Origin of the sequence: Actinomadura sp. 1N219 (genome assembly GCF_044326405.1) — a bacterium.
Taxonomy (GTDB): Bacteria; Actinomycetota; Actinomycetes; order Streptosporangiales; family Streptosporangiaceae; genus Spirillospora.
This window is the reverse complement of record NZ_JBIRAY010000011.1, coordinates 66,752-82,705: the sequence shown is the minus strand read 5'-3', so window position 1 is coordinate 82,705 and position 15,954 is coordinate 66,752. Positions and strand designations below refer to the sequence as shown.

At 68.4% G+C, this 15,954-nt stretch carries 13 protein-coding genes and 1 tRNA gene; 6 read left to right on the top strand and 8 right to left on the bottom strand.

What is annotated here, in order from left to right; genetic code table 11:
* The first annotated feature begins 102 nt into the window (after positions 1-102).
* A complete protein-coding gene (locus tag ACH35V_RS29550; protein WP_395977193.1) occupies positions 103-942 on the top strand; it encodes a GNAT family N-acetyltransferase in 840 nt (279 codons plus the stop codon).
* On the opposite strand, the gene ACH35V_RS29545 is transcribed toward ACH35V_RS29550, so the two are convergent.
* The 4 genes from ACH35V_RS29545 to ACH35V_RS29530 form a co-directional block, all read right to left on the bottom strand.
* Positions 939-2,030, bottom strand: coding sequence for a fatty acid desaturase family protein (locus ACH35V_RS29545; RefSeq protein WP_395977191.1), 1,092 nt, complete (start codon positions 2,028-2,030; stop codon positions 939-941). The two genes, ACH35V_RS29550 and ACH35V_RS29545, sit on opposite strands and share 4 nt — an antisense overlap.
* A 12-nt stretch (positions 2,031-2,042) precedes the next feature.
* A complete protein-coding gene (locus tag ACH35V_RS29540; RefSeq protein WP_395977189.1) occupies positions 2,043-3,020 on the bottom strand; it encodes a ferredoxin reductase in 978 nt (325 codons plus the stop codon).
* Positions 3,021-3,785: 765 nt separating this feature from the next.
* A complete protein-coding gene (locus ACH35V_RS29535) occupies positions 3,786-4,532 on the bottom strand; it encodes a DUF427 domain-containing protein (protein ID WP_395977187.1) in 747 nt (248 codons plus the stop codon).
* Between the two features lie 414 nt (positions 4,533-4,946).
* Complete coding sequence (locus ACH35V_RS29530) at positions 4,947-6,431, bottom strand: MDR family MFS transporter (protein ID WP_395977185.1); 1,485 nt, start codon at positions 6,429-6,431, stop codon at positions 4,947-4,949.
* Positions 6,432-6,534: 103 nt separating this feature from the next.
* On the opposite strand from ACH35V_RS29530, the gene ACH35V_RS29525 reads away from it, so the two are divergent.
* The 3 genes from ACH35V_RS29525 to ACH35V_RS29515 all read left to right on the top strand — a co-directional run bounded on the left by ACH35V_RS29525 (position 6,535) and on the right by ACH35V_RS29515 (position 8,944).
* Positions 6,535-7,230: a TetR/AcrR family transcriptional regulator gene (locus tag ACH35V_RS29525; RefSeq protein ID WP_395977183.1), complete on the top strand. Its 696-nt coding sequence runs from the start codon at positions 6,535-6,537 to the stop codon at positions 7,228-7,230.
* Positions 7,231-7,298: 68 nt separating this feature from the next.
* Entirely contained in the window at positions 7,299-8,807 is a 1,509-nt protein-coding gene (locus ACH35V_RS29520; protein WP_395977181.1) for an alpha/beta hydrolase, read from the top strand.
* Positions 8,808-8,871: 64 nt separating this feature from the next.
* Positions 8,872-8,944: transfer RNA gene (locus ACH35V_RS29515), tRNA-Thr, on the top strand.
* Between the two features lie 81 nt (positions 8,945-9,025).
* Here ACH35V_RS29515 and ACH35V_RS29510 read toward each other — a convergent pair.
* The gene (locus tag ACH35V_RS29510; RefSeq protein WP_395977179.1) at positions 9,026-9,505 is read right to left on the bottom strand and encodes a tyrosine-type recombinase/integrase; all 480 of its coding nucleotides are present in this window, start codon (positions 9,503-9,505) and stop codon (positions 9,026-9,028) included.
* A 71-nt stretch (positions 9,506-9,576) separates the two neighbouring features.
* Positions 9,577-9,957: a MarR family winged helix-turn-helix transcriptional regulator gene (locus tag ACH35V_RS29505; RefSeq protein ID WP_395977177.1), complete on the bottom strand. Its 381-nt coding sequence runs from the start codon at positions 9,955-9,957 to the stop codon at positions 9,577-9,579.
* Positions 9,958-10,059: 102 nt separating this feature from the next.
* On the opposite strand from ACH35V_RS29505, the gene ACH35V_RS29500 reads away from it, so the two are divergent.
* The gene (locus ACH35V_RS29500; RefSeq protein ID WP_395977175.1) at positions 10,060-11,511 is read left to right on the top strand and encodes an MFS transporter; all 1,452 of its coding nucleotides are present in this window, start codon (positions 10,060-10,062) and stop codon (positions 11,509-11,511) included.
* Between the two features lie 72 nt (positions 11,512-11,583).
* Here the strand turns inward: ACH35V_RS29500 and ACH35V_RS29495 are convergent, their stop codons facing one another.
* Together ACH35V_RS29495 and ACH35V_RS29490 are read right to left on the bottom strand one after the other, a co-directional pair.
* Positions 11,584-13,983, bottom strand: a complete 2,400-nt coding sequence (locus tag ACH35V_RS29495; RefSeq protein WP_395977173.1) for a VIT domain-containing protein — start codon at positions 13,981-13,983, stop codon at positions 11,584-11,586.
* Positions 13,980-15,047: a MerR family transcriptional regulator gene (locus ACH35V_RS29490; RefSeq protein WP_395977171.1), complete on the bottom strand. Its 1,068-nt coding sequence runs from the start codon at positions 15,045-15,047 to the stop codon at positions 13,980-13,982. Before ACH35V_RS29490 ends, ACH35V_RS29495 begins: the two co-directional genes overlap by 4 nt.
* A gap of 141 nt (positions 15,048-15,188) precedes the next feature.
* Here ACH35V_RS29490 and ACH35V_RS29485 point away from each other — a divergent pair, with 141 nt between their 5' ends.
* Positions 15,189-15,944, top strand: a complete 756-nt coding sequence (locus ACH35V_RS29485) for a nuclease-related domain-containing protein (protein WP_395977169.1) — start codon at positions 15,189-15,191, stop codon at positions 15,942-15,944.
* Positions 15,945-15,954: the final 10 nt, after the last annotated feature.

Here is a 15,954-nt window from a genome sequence, read left to right as displayed (position 1 = left end):
CTGCCCGCGGGACGACCCGTCCTGCCTGCGGGACGGCCCGTCCTGCCTGCGGGGCGGCTAATTCGGTTGTGCGGTCGGACGCGGCCGATCTAGCGTCCGACCATGGACTCACCGGTGCCGGACGGCCCCGTGCGGCTGCTCGGAATCAACGACCTACCCGCCTGCCAGCGCCTCGCCGAAGACCGTGACTGGGGACGCGAGGACCACAAATGGCGGTTCCTGTTCTCGGTCGGCGACGTCTACGGCATCGACGACGGGAACGGCGAACTGGCCGGCACGGTGATCTCCACGCCGTACGGCAAGGACGTCGCCGCCATCAGCATGGTCCTCGTCGCCCAACGCTACGAGCGACGCGGCCTGGGCGGACGCCTGATGCGGCACGCCATGGACAACACAGCGACGGCGAGCTTCTGCCTAACCGCCACCGACTATGGACGTGCGCTGTACGAGCGTCTGGGATTTCGTTCCGTGGGGCTCTACACCGCGTATACGGGCGTGGCCGAGGGTCTGTCCAAGCGGGGAGTCTCCGTCCCGGTAGAGGCGAGCGACATGCCCGCCGTCCACGCCCTCGATACTGAGGTTTTCGGCGCTGACCGCTCAGCATTGGTCAAGGGCCTGCCGTCCTTCTGCGAATCGTTCCGCGTCGTCCGGAACGGAGGCGGCATCGCAGGCTTCGGCGGCGCCTGGAAGAACGAGGACCGCACCATAATCGGCCCGGTCATCGCGCAAGACACCGAAACCGCCCTAACCCTCGTGGACGAAGCCATCCCACCAGGCCGCCCAGTGCGCCTCGACGTAGACCACCGCCACCCAGAACTGTTCGCCTGGGCAGAAGCACACGGTCTGCGCCCCGCCTTCACCACCACGATCATGGAGTACGGTGCCCCCATCAACGGCGACCCGTCCCGCCTCTACACCCCGGTAGCCCAAGCCCTCGGCTAACCCCGGACGGTCGCCTTCTTGGGCGGGAGGGCGTAGCGGAAGATCTTCTTCCAGGTGCTCGTGACCTGCTTGGACAGCGAACCCGTGTGGTACGGCACCCCGTACTTCTCGCACAGGGCCCGGACGCGCGGCGCGACCTCGGCGTACCGATTGCTCGGCATGTCAGGGAACAGATGGTGCTCGATCTGATGGCTGAGATTGCCGGTCATCAGATGAAAGAAGCTCCCACCAGTGATGTTGCCCGACCCGAGAAGCTGCCGGACGTACCATTCCCCCTTGGTCTCGCCCTCCAGCCGTTCCTCCTCGAACACCTCGATGTCCCCGGGAAAGTGCCCGCAGAAGATGACCGTGTGCGCCCACACGTTGCGCACCACATTGGCGGTGAAGTTGGCGGCGAGCGTGGAGAAGAACTGCGGACCACTCAGCAAGGGGAACGCGACATAGTCCTTGCCCCACTGGCGGAGGATCTTGCGTCCGATCGCGCGCAGCTTCGCCTTCGTCACCTCCTTGTCGTGCGTCCCGTCCTGGATCTCCTCGACCTCCAGGTCGTGCATCGCGACGCCGTACTCGAAGAACATCGCCAGCAGCACGTTGTAGATCGGCTGCGCGAGGTGAGCGCGACTCCACTCCTGCTCCGGCGTGACACGGAGGAGGCCGTAGCCGACGTCCCTGTCCTTGCCGAGGATGTTGGTGAACGTGTGATGGACGAAATTATGGGTGTGTTTCCACTGAGCGGCGGGGGAGACGTTGTCCCATTCCCAGGTCGTCGAATGGATTTTCGGGTCGCGCATCCAGTCCCACTGACCGTGCATGACGTTGTGCCCGATCTCCATGTTCTCCAGGATTTTCGCGAGGGCCAGCGTCGCGGTCCCGGCGATCCAGGCGGGCGGCAGCGAGGACGCCATCAGCAGCGTCCTGCCCCCGATCTCCAGGCCGCGCTGCCAGCGGATCACCCGCCGGATATAGGCCGCGTCGCGCTCACCGAGTCCGGCGAAGATCTCCTCACGGAGCGCGTCCAGCTCGCGCGCGATGGCGTCATAGTCGCCGTCCCTGAGATGCCCGGTCGTTGACACAGTCGTGGCGGTCATCCTCGTGCTCCTTCAGAGTTCGATTTCCACAGGCCCTGCGGCCGCCGAGACACAGGTCTGGACGATGTCGCCTTCCTCACCGTGCACCTCGCCGGTCCGCAGATCCCGGACCTTGCCGGAGCACAGGCGGCCGACGCAGCTGCGGCAGATGCCCATCCGGCACCCGCTCGGCAGCAGCGCACCGGCGTCCTCCCCGGCCACCAGCAGCGGCGTGGCCCCGTCCGCGTCGACCTCGACGCCGCTCTTGCTGAACGTCACACGCCCGCCCCGGCCGCCGCTGCCCGTCCCGCCGCCGTCCAGGACGGTCCGAAAACGCTCAACACGCAATCTGTCCTCAACGTCGGCAGCGCGCCAGTACGCCACCAGGTCGTCCAGCATCTCCCCAGGCCCGCAGGCCCACGACTCCCGCTCCGCCCAATCAGCACAAATCCCGGACAGTTCGGACGGCTTGAGTCGCCCCTCAACGACCGTGTGCCGCTCATACAGCCGCAGCCCCGCCATAGCGCGCAGCTCGGCGCCGAAGATGACATCCCCGGCCGTCCGATCCGAATGGACGAGCACGACATCACGCGACGACTCGCCGAGCCGCCGCAACATGGCCATGACCGGCGTGATCCCGCTCCCCGCCGTAACGAACAGCAGCTTGCGGGGAACCTCCGCGGGCAGGACGAACTCACCGTCCGCCAGCCCAAGCCGCACGATCGCCCCGGGCCGGACCTTCCTGACAAGGTGCGCGGAGACGAACCCGTCCGGCGCGGCCTTGACCGTGATGGTGATGCGCCCGTCCGGCCGTGGCGGGGACGAGAGCGAGAACGTCCGCCAATGCCGGACACCGTCCACATCCACGCCGACCTTGACCCACTGCCCCGGCAGATGCCCGCACCACGCCCGCCCCGGCTTGATCACCAGAGTCGCCACCCCGGGAGCCTCATGCCGGACGGCCTCGACCCGCCCGCGGAGCTCCGCCGTCGACCAAAGCGGGTTCACCATCCCGAGGTAGTCCTCAGGCAAGAGCGGCGTGGTCAGCTGCCGGACGGCCGCCTCAATCCCCCGCCACGTTGCAATGGATCGCCGCGATGCGGTGGCCAAGGTCCCTCCCGAAGGCACGCTAACTTACGATTGCGTAACCTACGAAGCCGTAAGGACGTCCTCAAGACCCCACCCGGAAAACGCGACAGGCATCACACCACCACCCAATGTCCCATCCAACGCTGTAACCCCCGCGCAGCCGCCCCAATCGAGCCCACCCGCGGACCCCACGACCCAACCACGTAGGGCTAGCGCGCGCTCTCCTCAGACAGAACGCCCCCGCCGGCCCCGGACGCAGGCAGTAGGCATCGCCACCCGCCACCTCGTCCAAGGACCTGGCCGCGCGGTGACGGGGCGGCAGCACAACACAGTCCAACGGCCAGCCCGCCTCACACGCTGCGCGCGGTATGCGTCTGTTGCTCCCTCGACACGGCCGCAATCTCTACGAGCGAGCCGCTCTTCGACAGACGACCCGACCCGGCGACCCGCCCTAACCCTCGCCACACGGTTCCGGGCCCTGCCGCCTACGCCACACTTCCCACAGCGTCCACGTACCCGGCTGCTTCCCAACGGCCGCCCCACGGCCACCCCACCTAATGTCCGCCACGGACGGTGAGGCTGGCGCTCTGCCGGTGAACGTATGCGCCGCCGTCGCCTCCTCCACGGCGGACCGGGTCTCCGGCCGCCGCGCACCGCCCAATCGTCGGCGACGCGACAACGACTCGCCTACCGGACAGACGGACGGGGCTGTAGGACGCCGTCGACGAAAATGTCGACCTTCTCGCTGTAGAAGCAGACAAGCCCGGCGATCTTGCGGCTCTCGTCCAGCGGGGTGGAATACGACCACGCCAGATCCTTGTGGACATTCCCGCCCGCGCGCACCGACCAGTACTCCGCAGTGCCCTTGTAAGGGCAGCGCGTCACCGTTTCCGTAGGCTCGAGCAGATCCATCCGGACGTGCGTTTTCGGCAGGTAGTAGCGAACCGGCAGCCCCGTCTCGAAAAGCAACCTTGGGCTGGACGATTCCGCGACCGTCACCCCATCCACCTCGACCCGAACATTCCGTGAAGCCGCCAGCACATCCACGCGCGTGTACGGATCCCGCGGATGGACGAAGATCTCCTCGTCTTCCTCGAACCAGGCGTCCATCGCCTCCCAGTCGAACCGGACGAGACCACGCAGTTCCTCGATCGGCGACTCTGCGTACCGGAGCGCCCCGCCTGGAGCCTCGGCACCGTCCACCTTCACCGTGTAGGCAGCCGCGTCACCCCGACTCGGCGACCGCTTGCCCGGCCCCTCCTCGACGAGTTCGGCCCGCACATCCGCCTCAGGGAAGTAGTAGGTCGGATAGTAGGGGACCTCCCACACCAGGAACGGCCCTGTAGTGTCCGCTACCAGCCGGCCGCCGAGATAAACCCGGACGCGCTTGCCGCTCTTCTCGATCCGAATCCTGGTCTTCTGAGATGTGCTCATGCCTGGGCAACCTCCCCGCTCCATCACCTATTTCGAGAACCTCGCCCAGATCCGGCCACACAAGCCCACGACGAGCCGATCGCCAGCGACTCCTGCCCAACTAGACAAGGCGATCACGGGGATGCGACGACAGACGTCACGACCCACGAAACCGGGCAAGAAGACCGAGGGTCAGGGTGGGCCGGTGGCCGAGCGTACGTCATCGCAACACGCGCAGCCCCGTGACATTGCAGGCACTCTCCACGCTGAGGAGAACGAGCCGGGATACTGGCGCGGCCACGAGCAAGGCAGGTTCAGCGGCTATTCGTCCCCACAGCCGCCCGCCCGGACGTTCGCCGCGCGATTCCTGCACCCACGAACGCGTGCCGGTCACGGATGTGCCGTCCCCAAACAGGTCGTCCTCGAAGAGGGTTCTCATTTAGTCAGTGAGACCTCCTTTGGTCTGCGGGGGACGGCGAGGATTGGGAGGAGGGCGAGGAGCAGGATCGCCGCCGCCCACCAGAACGTTTCGGTGAAGGCGTTCGTCAGGAGGATGGGCGTCTGTGCCGTGTGCCGGGCGGCGGCTTCGGACAGGTTGCCGGACGCGCCGGGGATCTCGTCGCGGATGGCGATCTGCAGGACGACCGCCATCACCGCCGTGCCGAACGAACTCCCCACCCTGACCAGGATGTTCGCGCCGGTGGTCGCCGCGGGCACCGCCTCGCGCGGCAGGCCCTGGTAGGCCATCGACATCAGGCTGGGGGCGATCATGCCGTGGCCGAGCCCGACGACGAACATCGTGCCCATGATCATGCCGCGGCCGGTCCCCGGGTCGAGGGCGGTGAGCGCCAGGGCGCCGGCGAGGACGCACAGGACGCCGCCCACGGCGAACCATCGTCCACCGAACCTGTCGACCAGCCGTCCCGACACCGACATCGTGATCATCGCGCCGACGCCCATCGGGGCCAGCAGCCAGCCCGCGTCCAGGGCCGACTCGCCGCGGACGATCACCGCGAACAGCGGGATGAGGATCATCAGGCCGAACATCGCGCCGCAGTAGAGGAAGAGCCCTCCGGTGGCGGCCGTGAACGCCCGCGTACTCAGTCGGCGCAGGTCGATGAGCGCATCCTGCCCCTTCCGCAGCGCGTGCGCGGTGAACGCGGCGACCAGGACGCCGCCGGCGAAGACGCTGGTGAGGAAGCGCGCGCCCGTGAGGCTCGCCCCGTTCCCGGCTTCCGACAGCCCGTACACCAGGGCCGCCAAGCCGGGGGACAGCAGCAGCATCCCAAGGACGTCCAGCCGGGCGTCCGCGCTGCGGTCGGTGTCGCGCGGCAGCATCCGCACGGCGGCGAACAGCGCGATCGCGCAGAACGGAACATTGACGAAGAACATCCACCGCCAGCTCAGATTGTCGACGATCACGCCGCCGAGAAGCGGTCCGAGCACCGGCGCGAGCATCGCGGGGACCGCGACGACGCTCATCACTCGGCCCATCCGCCCAGGCCCGGCCTCCCGGACGAGCATCGTCTGCCCGACCGGCATCAGCATTCCGCCGCCGAGGCCCTGCAGGACGCGGAACGCGATCAGCGAAGGGATCGACCATGCGAGCCCGCAGAGCAGGGAGCCGCCGATGAACAGTCCCAGCGAGACGAGCCACATCGTCCGGGCGCCGAACCGCTGCACCGACCAGCCGGTCAGTGGGATCGCCATGGACAGGGCGAGGGTGTAGCCGGTCACGACCCACTGGATCGTCGACAACGAGGTGTCGAAGTCCCGGCCCAGCGCCGCGACCGCGACGTTCACGATCGTGGAGTCGAGGACCGTCATGATCGCGCCGAGCAGCACGACGACCGCGAGGTTGCGCAGGTGCGGGTCGATGCGCTCCTCTCCGGCGGGAGGCGCGGTCGTTGCGCTGGTCATCCGGCCGCCTTTCCGAATCCGTACGCCGTATCGATGCCACTGTACACCGTATCTCGAAATCCGTACACCGTATCGATACGGTGTATCGCGTAGGATCTTTGTCGTGGCAGCGAGGTCAGGCGACGTGTGGACGCGTCCGCGCGGCGGGCGTCGCCCGAAGCTGACCCGGGAGGCGATCGTCGAGACCGCGATCAAGGTCGCGGACGCCGACGGCCTGGACGCCGTGTCGATCCGCCGCATCGCGAGCGAACTGGGCGTGCGCGCGATGAGCCTCTACACCCACATCGACGCGAAGGACGACATCTTCGACCTCATGTACGACGAGGTCGCGGAGGAGGCGCTGATCGAGGGCGACCTGCCGGACGACTGGCGCGAGGCGCTCCTCCAGATCACCCACCAGGAACGCGAGACCGGCCTCAGGCATCCCTGGATGTTCGAGCTCGCCCACCGCTCCCCGCGCGTAGGGCCGAACGGCCTGCGTCATGCAGAGCAGTCCCTGGCCGCCGCAGCACTGCTCACCGATGACCCAGAGAACATGGTGGCCATCATCACCACCCTCGACCACTACATGCTGGGTTACACGTTGCGGGAGCAGCACGTCCAAGAAATCGGTGAGAACGGCCTGGAGCGTGCCCACACCAGCCTCCTGGAGCGGGAGTACGTCCGCACGCTCTTGGAGAGCGGTGAGTTCCCGCACCTCAAGCCCGTCTTCGAGCGGGGCCTCTACGGACGCGCGAACTTCGAGCGGGGCCTCAACTGGCTGCTCGACGGCATCGAACACGACTACGGACAGAAGTAGCCCCAGGACGCCGCGTCGACGTAGCGTAGGCGACGGCGTACGTGGCGTTACGACGAGACGGGGTCCCAGTGCGGACATCGAAGTTCATCAGCGTGGCCGCCGTGCTGACGTTGGCGGCGGTCACCGGATGCAGCGACGACGGCGGCGAGAGGGCGACCGCGTCAGCGAGCGTCCCGGTCGGCCTCGGCTCGTTCTACGAGCAGAAACCGTCCTGGAAGGACTGCGGGGACGGATTCCAATGCGCGACCGTCCAGGTACCGCTCGACTACGCCAAACCGTCTGGCGCCAAGGTCGGAATCTCCGTGATCAGGCTCCCCGCCGAGGACGAGTCCGACCGCGTGGGCTCCCTGCTCACCAATCCCGGCGGTCCCGGCGGTTCCGGTACGGACTTCGTCCGCCAGGCAGCCCGGACGTTCGGAAACGACCTGCGCAGCAAGTTCGACATCGTCGGCTTCGACCCTCGTGGCGTCGCTAAGAGCGACCCCGTCCGCTGCAATACCGGCGCCCAGTTGGACGACTTCTTCGCCACCGACTCATCCCCGGACGACCAGAAAGAGACGGACGCCCTCGCCGCCAAGGGCAAACAGTTCGCCCAGAACTGCAAGACCAAGGCGACAACCGAACTCCCACACGTGGGCACCGTCAACGCCGCCCGCGACATGGACGTCCTACGCGCCGCCCTGGGCGACCAGAAGCTCACCTACTACGGCGCCTCCTACGGCACCTACCTGGGCGCCTTCTACGCCGAGCAGTTCCCCAAGAATGTCCGCGCCCTCGTCCTGGACGGTGCCGTCGACCCCAAGCAGTCCTCGACCGACATGCTGATCGAACAGGGCAAAGGCTTCGAGACGGCCCTGCGCGCCTTCGCCGGCGACTGTGTCAAAGCAGGCTTCTGCCGATTCGGCAACTCCGTCGACGCGGTTGTGGCCACCATCTCGTCCTTCCTGGCCAAGACGGACAAGACACCGCTCAAGAACACCCGAGACTCCCGCAAGGTCACCGAGTCCCTGGCCACCATGGGCATAGCCAGAGCCCTCTACGTCAAGGAGTACTGGCCCCTCCTCCGCCAGGCCCTCACCCAGGCCATCCAGAACGCGGACGGCACGATGCTCCTGACGCTCGCGGACGAGATGGTCGAACGCAAACCTGACGGCACTTACAGCACCCAGACCGACGCGAACATGGCCATCAACTGCGTCGACAAGCCCAACCCCCCAGACCTCAAGACCTACGGCAAGTCGGCCACCGAAGCCCAGAAGGCCGCCCCCCGCTTCGGCCCCTTCGTCGTCTGGGGCGGCCTGCCCTGTGTCTACTGGCCCGTCCAGAACGAACAACAGCCGAAACCCATCACCGCCAAGGGCGCCGCACCGATCGTCGTCATCGGAACCATCCGCGACCCCGCGACACCGTACAAGTGGTCCCAGAGCCTCGCCGACCAGCTCTCCAGCGGCGTCCTCCTCACCTTCGACGGCGACGGCCACACCGCCTACCTGCAGGGCGACGACTGCATCACCGATGCCGCCGACAAGTACCTCCTCACCGGCGAGCCGCCCAAGGACGGCACCACCTGCCGCTGAATAACCAGTGCACGCTCACCCCCGGAGACCCGGTAGACTTCAACCGCCGTGTCCCGCACGGCGCGCCGCCTTAGCTCAGTCGGCAGAGCGATTCACTCGTAATGAATAGGTCATCGGTTCGATTCCGATAGGCGGCTCCCACGTCAAAGCCCCCTTCCGATCTTGGAAGGGGGCTGTTTTGCTAACAGGTTTGCTAACAGGCTTGCTAACAGCGACATCTAGGCCGCCTCGTTCATGACCCGCGCGAACACGTCCGCCGCAGCCACCTCTGCCGACCGGATCACGTGCGCGTACACCCGGAGCGTGATCGCCGGATCGGCGTGCGCGAGCCGAGCGGCCACCACATGGACGGGGACGCCAGCCAGGAGCAGCGTGGTCGCGTGAATGTGCCGCAGGTCGTGCACCCGGGCATGGGGCAGTTGCTCAGCCGGACGCGGCCCCTCCTTCGGCGCGTTGTAGGCCCGGATGGTCTTGGTCATGAGCCAGCCGACCGAGTCGGGATGGATCGGGTTGCCCCGTCCGGTCGCGAACACGTAACCGTCTTCCGTGCCCTGCCACTTCTCGCCGACGAGGAGCTTGTCAGCCGCCTGGCCCTTGCTGTGCTCCCGCAGGTTCGTGAGATGACGGTCGTGGATCTTGGTTGTTTGCGCCTCGGACGGTGTTCGAGCAGTGCAGGGTGTCAACGCCTCGGCGCGCATCCGTGCGCGAGTGGCGCGGTGGGACGTCGGACGGGCGTGGGCGGGGCGGGCGCGAGAGGTGAGGGGCCAGATCAGGGTGCTGGTGCCAGGTGCTCGGCGAGGATCTTCAGGTGGGTTTCACGGGCGTCGGCGTGGCATCGGCGGCCCGCGTCGGTGATCTCGACGAAGACGCCGCGGCGGTCGGCTTCGCAAAGGCCGCGCTGCACGTATCCGTGCTTCTCCAGGCGGGCGACGGTGCGGGAGAGGGCGCTCTGGCTGAGGTACATGGCCGCGGCGATTTCCTGCATGCGGCGCTTCTCACAGTTGGCGTCGACGAGGCGGTCGAGCGTCTCGTACTCGCTCATGCTGAGGCCGTGGGCGTCCTGGAGAGCGCGATCGAGGGCGCAGGCCACTGTGTTGTAGCAGGTCGCCAGCTCGCGCCAGCGGCCGACGAGTGCAGCCTCCGCTTTCATGTCGCGCATCCTAGCATGCGCGCGCATCTGATGCATTCGAATTAAATTCTACAGAATTTAGTGCGTGGACATTTGATGCATGCGCATGTACCGTTCTTCGACGTGACTATCGCTGACACCTCACCTGCCTCCGCCGTCCGTGCGCCGGCCGCCGAGAGCGCGCCGGCCGAACAGACCTGGACTCCCCGGCTGTGGGGAGTCCTCGCGGTCCTGTGCGCCGTGTTGTTCCTGGACGGCCTCGACGTCTCGATGGTGGGCGTCGCGCTGCCGTCCATAGGCGCTGAGCTGGGCCTTTCGACCACGTCGCTGCAGTGGATCGTGAACGGTTACGTCCTTGGTTACGGCGGCTTGCTCCTGCTGGGCGGACGCACCGCCGATCTGCTCGGACGCCGGAAGGTCTTCCTCACCGCGCTGGCCGTGTTCGCCCTTGCTTCGCTGGTCGGCGGCCTGGTGGACGACGGCACGTTGTTGATCGCCACCCGTTTCGTCAAGGGGCTCGCCGCCGCGTTCACCGCGCCGACCGCCCTGTCCATCTTGACCACCACGTTCCACGAGGGGCCCGCACGCAACCGGGCGCTCTCCGTCTTCTCGGTGTTCGGTGCCAGCGGATATTCGTCCGGCCTGATCCTCGGCGGTCTGCTGACCAGCTTCGGATGGCGCTGGACGTTCCTGACGCCCGTGCCCCTCGCCGTCCTCGCCCTCATCGCGGGCCTTGCGCTGATCCCGCGAGACAAGCCGGCGGCGGGCGGCGGCCACGACATCGTCGGCGCCGTGACACTCACCGGCGGCATGCTGCTCGCCGTCTACACCGTTGTCTCCGCACCCGAACGGGGCTGGCTCGACCCGGTCACGCTGGGCTCGGTCGTGCTGGCGGCGGCGCTCCTGGCCGCCTTCTTCGTCACCGAGAAGAAGGTGCGGCACCCGCTGATCCGGCTGGGCATCCTGCGGATCGGATCGATCGTCCGGGCCAATCTGAGCATTGTCGCCCTGTTCGGGTCGTACCTGAGCTTCCAGTTCATGATGACGCTCTACCTGCAGGACGTGCTGCGCTGGTCTCCGCTGAAGATGGCCATGGCGTTGCTGCCCGCCGGACTCGTCGTGGCCTTCGGCTCCCCGTTCCTCGGTCGCCTGATCGACCGGTACGGGACGCCCCGTCTGATCATCAGCTCCATGACGTCCCTGACCCTCGGCTACGGATGGTTCCTGGCCACGGCCGGGAACGCTCCGCACTACCTGTTCACGATCCTGCCGACGATGCTCCTGCTGGGCGGCGGGTTCGCGTTCGGGTTCAGCTCGATCATGGGGCAGGCGACGGACGGGATCGACGACTCCGAGCAGGGGCTGGCATCCGGTCTCGTCCAGACGTCGGGACAGGTCGGCGCCGCCCTGGTCTTGGCGGTCGTCACCGCCCTGGTCGCGGGCGGAACGGCCGCCGGTGGCGATGGCTTCGGCGAGTTCAACCCGGGCGTCAACCTGGTCGGCGCCGTCGCCCTAGTCGGCTTGGCGCTGAACCTGGTGCCGCTCCTGCGCCGCTACCGCCCCAAGCACGCCTGACCAAACCGACGACCCATCACGCGGGGACGCACTCACCCAGAGTGCGTCCCCGCACCCTTCCCTACCCTGTGATTAGGTGTTGCGCTTCCAGAAGGGGCGGCGGGGTGCCGGGCCTCCGGTGTAGTCGCTGAGGACCTGGAGTGCGCGGGTCCATAGGTCGTTGACGGTGGTCTCGTTCGGTGTGGGGGGCAGGCGGCGTAGGTCGTCGCGTAGGGCGGTGAGGGACGTGGTGTCGAGCTGCTGTGCCTCCATTCGCTGGATGATCGACTCGAGGATGGGGAGGAGGTCGCTCAGCAGGTGGTGCACGCGCCGATCATGCGTGTCGGGGACCTGGCGGAGGCGGTCGAGCACGTTGTCGAGTTCCTGCTGGAACCCGGTGGCGGCCGGTGCCGAGCGGGCGCGGCGCGGTGACACCGGGCCTCCGCCTGCGGCCGGTTGCTGGTCGACGGGTCGGCTGGTCCCTCGCGTGGGCGGGCCGGCGGGCGGTGCGGCGCCGTACGCGAACGGCGGTGGGGATCCCGGAGCCAAGGGAGGTGCGGCGTCGGCTGTCAGGAGAGCTTCCGGGGCGGCGGCGGAGAAGGCGGCGTGCATCGTTCTCGCCGGGGCTGCGGGCGCCGCCCAACCTCGGGGCGTCTCCACTGGCTGGACGACCTGGTGCGGGCTGTCGCCATCAGTCACGACCCGGCTGTCCACGGCCACGAACGCGGTGAACCGGCACAGGACGCCGAAGCGGAGCGATGTGTCGACGATGCGCTGTTCCAGGTCGTCGAGGCCGCGAGCCGCGTAGCGGTCTTCTAGGTCGCGCAGGTGCGCGCGGGCCCAGATGGACGTGGCGGCCGGGTTCTTGGTGACGGTGCCCGTGGCGTGCTGTTCCCAGGGCTTTCCGCCGGACGCGGTGCCGCGGACGGACAGGGAGCCTGACGGCGCACCGCGGAAACGCCCCGCGATCACCAGCGGCACCTCGGGGAACAGTGCGCCCAGCCGGGCCGGTGCGACGGAGTCGGGGATGATCTCCAGGCCGTCGGGGTGGAGGGAGAGCCCGGTCGCGAGCGGTGCGGCGATCCGGTGGTGGATGTGCTCCATCGCCTCGTCCAGGCGGTCCTCGGACTCGACCAGTTCGCAGCGCCCCTGGCCGATAGCGGCGAGCCGGTTCAGGAAGCCGGCGTTGACCGCCTGGTCGATGCCGACGGCGTGGACGCGCACGCCCGGCAGCCGGGGTTCGAGATGGGCGAGGAGTTGGTCTTCGTTGCCGACCTGGCCGTCGGTGATGAGGACGAGCACCCGGTCGCGCGCGGAGTCGCCGAGCAGGCGGCAGCCCTCGTCGAGCGGGGCCAGCATCTCGGTGCCGCCGCGCGGGGTCAGCGCCGACAGGTGTTCGACTGCGCGGAACCGGTTGCGGTCGGTGCCGTCCACCAAGCCGGTGCCAAGGTCGCGGGGACGTTCGATGACAGTGTCGAAGGACAGGACGGCGAACCGGTCCTCGGTGCGGAACGTGTCGACGATGCGGGCGGCGGCGCGGCGGGCGGCGACCATCTTCCAGCCCTGCATGCTGCCGGAACGGTCGAGGACGAGCACGACGTCGCGGGGGCTCGGGCGGGTCTCCCCGGCCGGGAGCACGGTCAGGCTGAACGTTCCTTCTTCGCCGGATTCGTCCGGGGTCAGGGTGAGAGCCGCGCTCTCGTGCGCGGCGAAGTCGAACCGGAGGATGAAGTCGCGGTCGAGGCGTTCACCCGGCTGCAGCCGCACGGTGGTGCGTTCGCCGTCGCCCTCCTCGGCCACCACGTGCAACGCCGAGCGGATCTGGGTCAGCGGCAGCCCGGCGGGGTCGATGTCGACGGTGACGGCCAGCCGGACCGGATTGGGGAAGCCGGGCAGCAGGACGGGCGGGCTGATCCGGGAGGCGTCCGGCACGGCGTCGGTGTCGTCGGCGACGCCGGACCCGGCACGCTCGCCTTCCAGCGGTGCTCCCGGGATGTAGCGGTGCGCGACGATCAGCGGGAAACGGAACGTCGCGCTGGACGCCGACTCGTGCGGCAGGGGCTGGTCGAGCGCGAGCCTGATCGTCACGCGTTCGCCCGGCAGGATGTTGCCGACCCGCATGGTGAAGACGTCCGGACGGTCCTCCTCCGCGATGGCGGCTCGCTGACCGGCGGCGATCGCGGCGTCGTAGTCCTGCCGAGCCTGGCCGCGCTCCTTCAGCGTCCCTTCGATGACCCGGTCGGCGGCCTCCATTCGCATGGCGGTGACGGCGGCGCGGTCGGGCAGCGGAAAGATGTAGGTGGCCTCCAGCGGGACGTCGTACGGGTTGCGAAAACCCTGGACGACCTCGATGCCGGCGGCGAGCCCGGTGATCGAGGCGTGGACGTCGACGGAGTCGAGCGGCAGGTTGCCCTTGTCGGTGGTGAGCGCGCCCAGCCCGTGGTCTGGCTCGGGTGGCGCGGTCTCGGGCAACGGCAGTATGCGCACGGTCACTGGGACCTCCGAGAGGGATCGGCGGACGGGATCGCGGGGCTTTCGGCGGGGGCGAGAAGACCACGCCGGTGCAGCGTGTCGAGCAACGGGCGCGTGGCGGTCTCGATGGCGGCGAGGTCGTCGCCGTTCAGGGCGGCGGCGTCCAGGAGGAGGGTGACGCCGGGCGCAAGCCGGACCCCCTGGATGACCGTTGGAAGAGCTGCGCCGTAGTCGTCGGCCACGGTCGCCGAGCTGTACGACACGTCGGGACGCGTGTTCCAGAAGGTTCTGCGGGAGGCGTCCCCGCGGTGCCCAGTCGTTTCCTCTCGGTCTGTTGGGATGTCCGGGGCGGCGGCGGTGTCGTTCGCTGCTCCGTCCTTGGAGGTCGTGGGCGCTGCTGCTTCTGAGGCCGGGGAGTTTGTCGAAGCGGTGGTGAAACTGGCCGGCTCGGCATCGGTGAGGTCTGTCGAATCGGTGGTGGAGCCTGGGGGACGGCCGGGGCGACCGTCCGGCGAGGCGGCCGCCGGGGTGGCCGCCGGGGTGGCGTCGGCGGCCTCGAGACCTGCCTGGGCCGCGGGGGCGGCTTGCTCGCCGGCAGGGTCTGCCGGCCTGCCGGGGGCAGGCCCTTGGGCGCGGGGGGCGTGGTTTGCGGAGCGGTTGGGCGCGGACGGTTGGGCGCTCGGACCGTCCGATGGACCTGGACGTTGGAGGGTCTCGCGGGCCGCATCGGACGCCGGGTACGGCGTGCGGCCGGAGGTCGAGACCGGCCGGGACGGAAGAGAGGCGATTCGTTCGAGGGTCGCGTCGGTGGCGGCGGCGAGCTCGATCTGGATCTCGGCGATCGAGCGGCCGATGGCCTGACGGCGCTTCACGGCGACCAGCTGCAGGAGATGGCGCGGCCCGTACAGGGAGGTGCGGCCGCGGCGGCCGAGGGGCGGGTCGACCAGGCCGATCGTGGTGTACCAGCGGATCAGCCGCTGGTTGGGCAGATCGCGCACCCGGCCGCTGACCTGCGCGGACCCGTCCGCGGCGAGGGCCGCGGCGGCGCGTTCCGCCAGCTCGGTGATCGTCCAGGTGTCGTCCATGGCTCAATGATGACACTGTCACGATGACAGTGTCAAGCCAATCTCAAGATCGACTCTGGAAAGTCCTTGCTGGAACCGCTGGGCTGCCGCACGCTTGAGCCTCCAGGTGCGGCTCGGGGGCGAAGGAGAAGGGGCCTTGCGGTGCGCAGCAGCGGTGTCGGCGTTTCGAGCGCCGGGGCCTCGGCCCTGTACCGCTACCGTGCTCTGGCGGCGGAGCATCGCTGGGAACGACGTGCGGTGGGAGCCGTGCTGGCTTGTGGCGCGGGAGTCGTCGCGGTCGGTCTGAGCGTCTGGTGGGTGGGCGTCCTAGCCGCCGTTGTCTTCTTCGTCGCGCATGCCGCGTACCTCAGATACCGGCCGAGCCCCATGGCCAGTTGGCGTCGAGGCGCTTCGGCCGAACGGCGTACCGGACGGAGGCTGTCGCGCCTGGATCCGGCCGGATTTCATGTTCTGCATGACCGGGCCTTCTCGGACGATCCCGCCCCACCGACGAACCTCGATCACCTGGTGGTGGGCTTGTCCGGCATCTACGCGATAGCGAGCAGACGGCTCCGCTGGGGCGCCCGACTGCACGTCGAACAGAACCGTCTATGGGTGGGCTCCAAGCCGGTGACCGGGGCTACCGCAGCAGCGGCGCGCGCTGCCGAAACGGTGGCCGAACTGCTCTCCGAAGAGTTGGACAAGGATGTCCTGGTCACACCGATGGTCGTCGTACACGGGGCACGGGTCGCACGAGACGGCGTACGGCACGGGGACGTGTTTTTCCATGCGGCGAGGAGCATCCCGAGAGCAATTGCAAGGGAGCCGGTCATCTACACCAGCGCGCAAGTGGCCACTATGGCGGCGGCCGCTGAACGGCGCCTACCGCCGATGATGGAAATACTCCTTCCAGAGTGAATGTCGCATT

Excerpts from the sequence above, each read along its gene's own strand:
- ACH35V_RS29490 (WP_395977171.1), bottom strand. The coding sequence starts at position 15,047 with ATGGACGACACCTGGACGATCACCGAGCTGGCGGAACGCGCCGCCGCG.
- ACH35V_RS29550 (WP_395977193.1), top strand. The coding sequence starts at position 103 with ATGGACTCACCGGTGCCGGACGGCCCCGTGCGGCTGCTCGGAATCAAC.
- ACH35V_RS29535 (WP_395977187.1), bottom strand. The coding sequence starts at position 4,532 with ATGAGCACATCTCAGAAGACCAGGATTCGGATCGAGAAGAGCGGCAAG.
- ACH35V_RS29530 (WP_395977185.1), bottom strand. The coding sequence starts at position 6,431 with ATGACCAGCGCAACGACCGCGCCTCCCGCCGGAGAGGAGCGCATCGAC.
- ACH35V_RS29540 (WP_395977189.1), bottom strand. The coding sequence starts at position 3,020 with ATGGTGAACCCGCTTTGGTCGACGGCGGAGCTCCGCGGGCGGGTCGAG.
- ACH35V_RS29545 (WP_395977191.1), bottom strand. The coding sequence starts at position 2,030 with ATGACCGCCACGACTGTGTCAACGACCGGGCATCTCAGGGACGGCGAC.
- ACH35V_RS29510 (WP_395977179.1), bottom strand. The coding sequence starts at position 9,505 with ATGCGCGCCGAGGCGTTGACACCCTGCACTGCTCGAACACCGTCCGAG.
- ACH35V_RS29505 (WP_395977177.1), bottom strand. The coding sequence starts at position 9,957 with ATGAAAGCGGAGGCTGCACTCGTCGGCCGCTGGCGCGAGCTGGCGACC.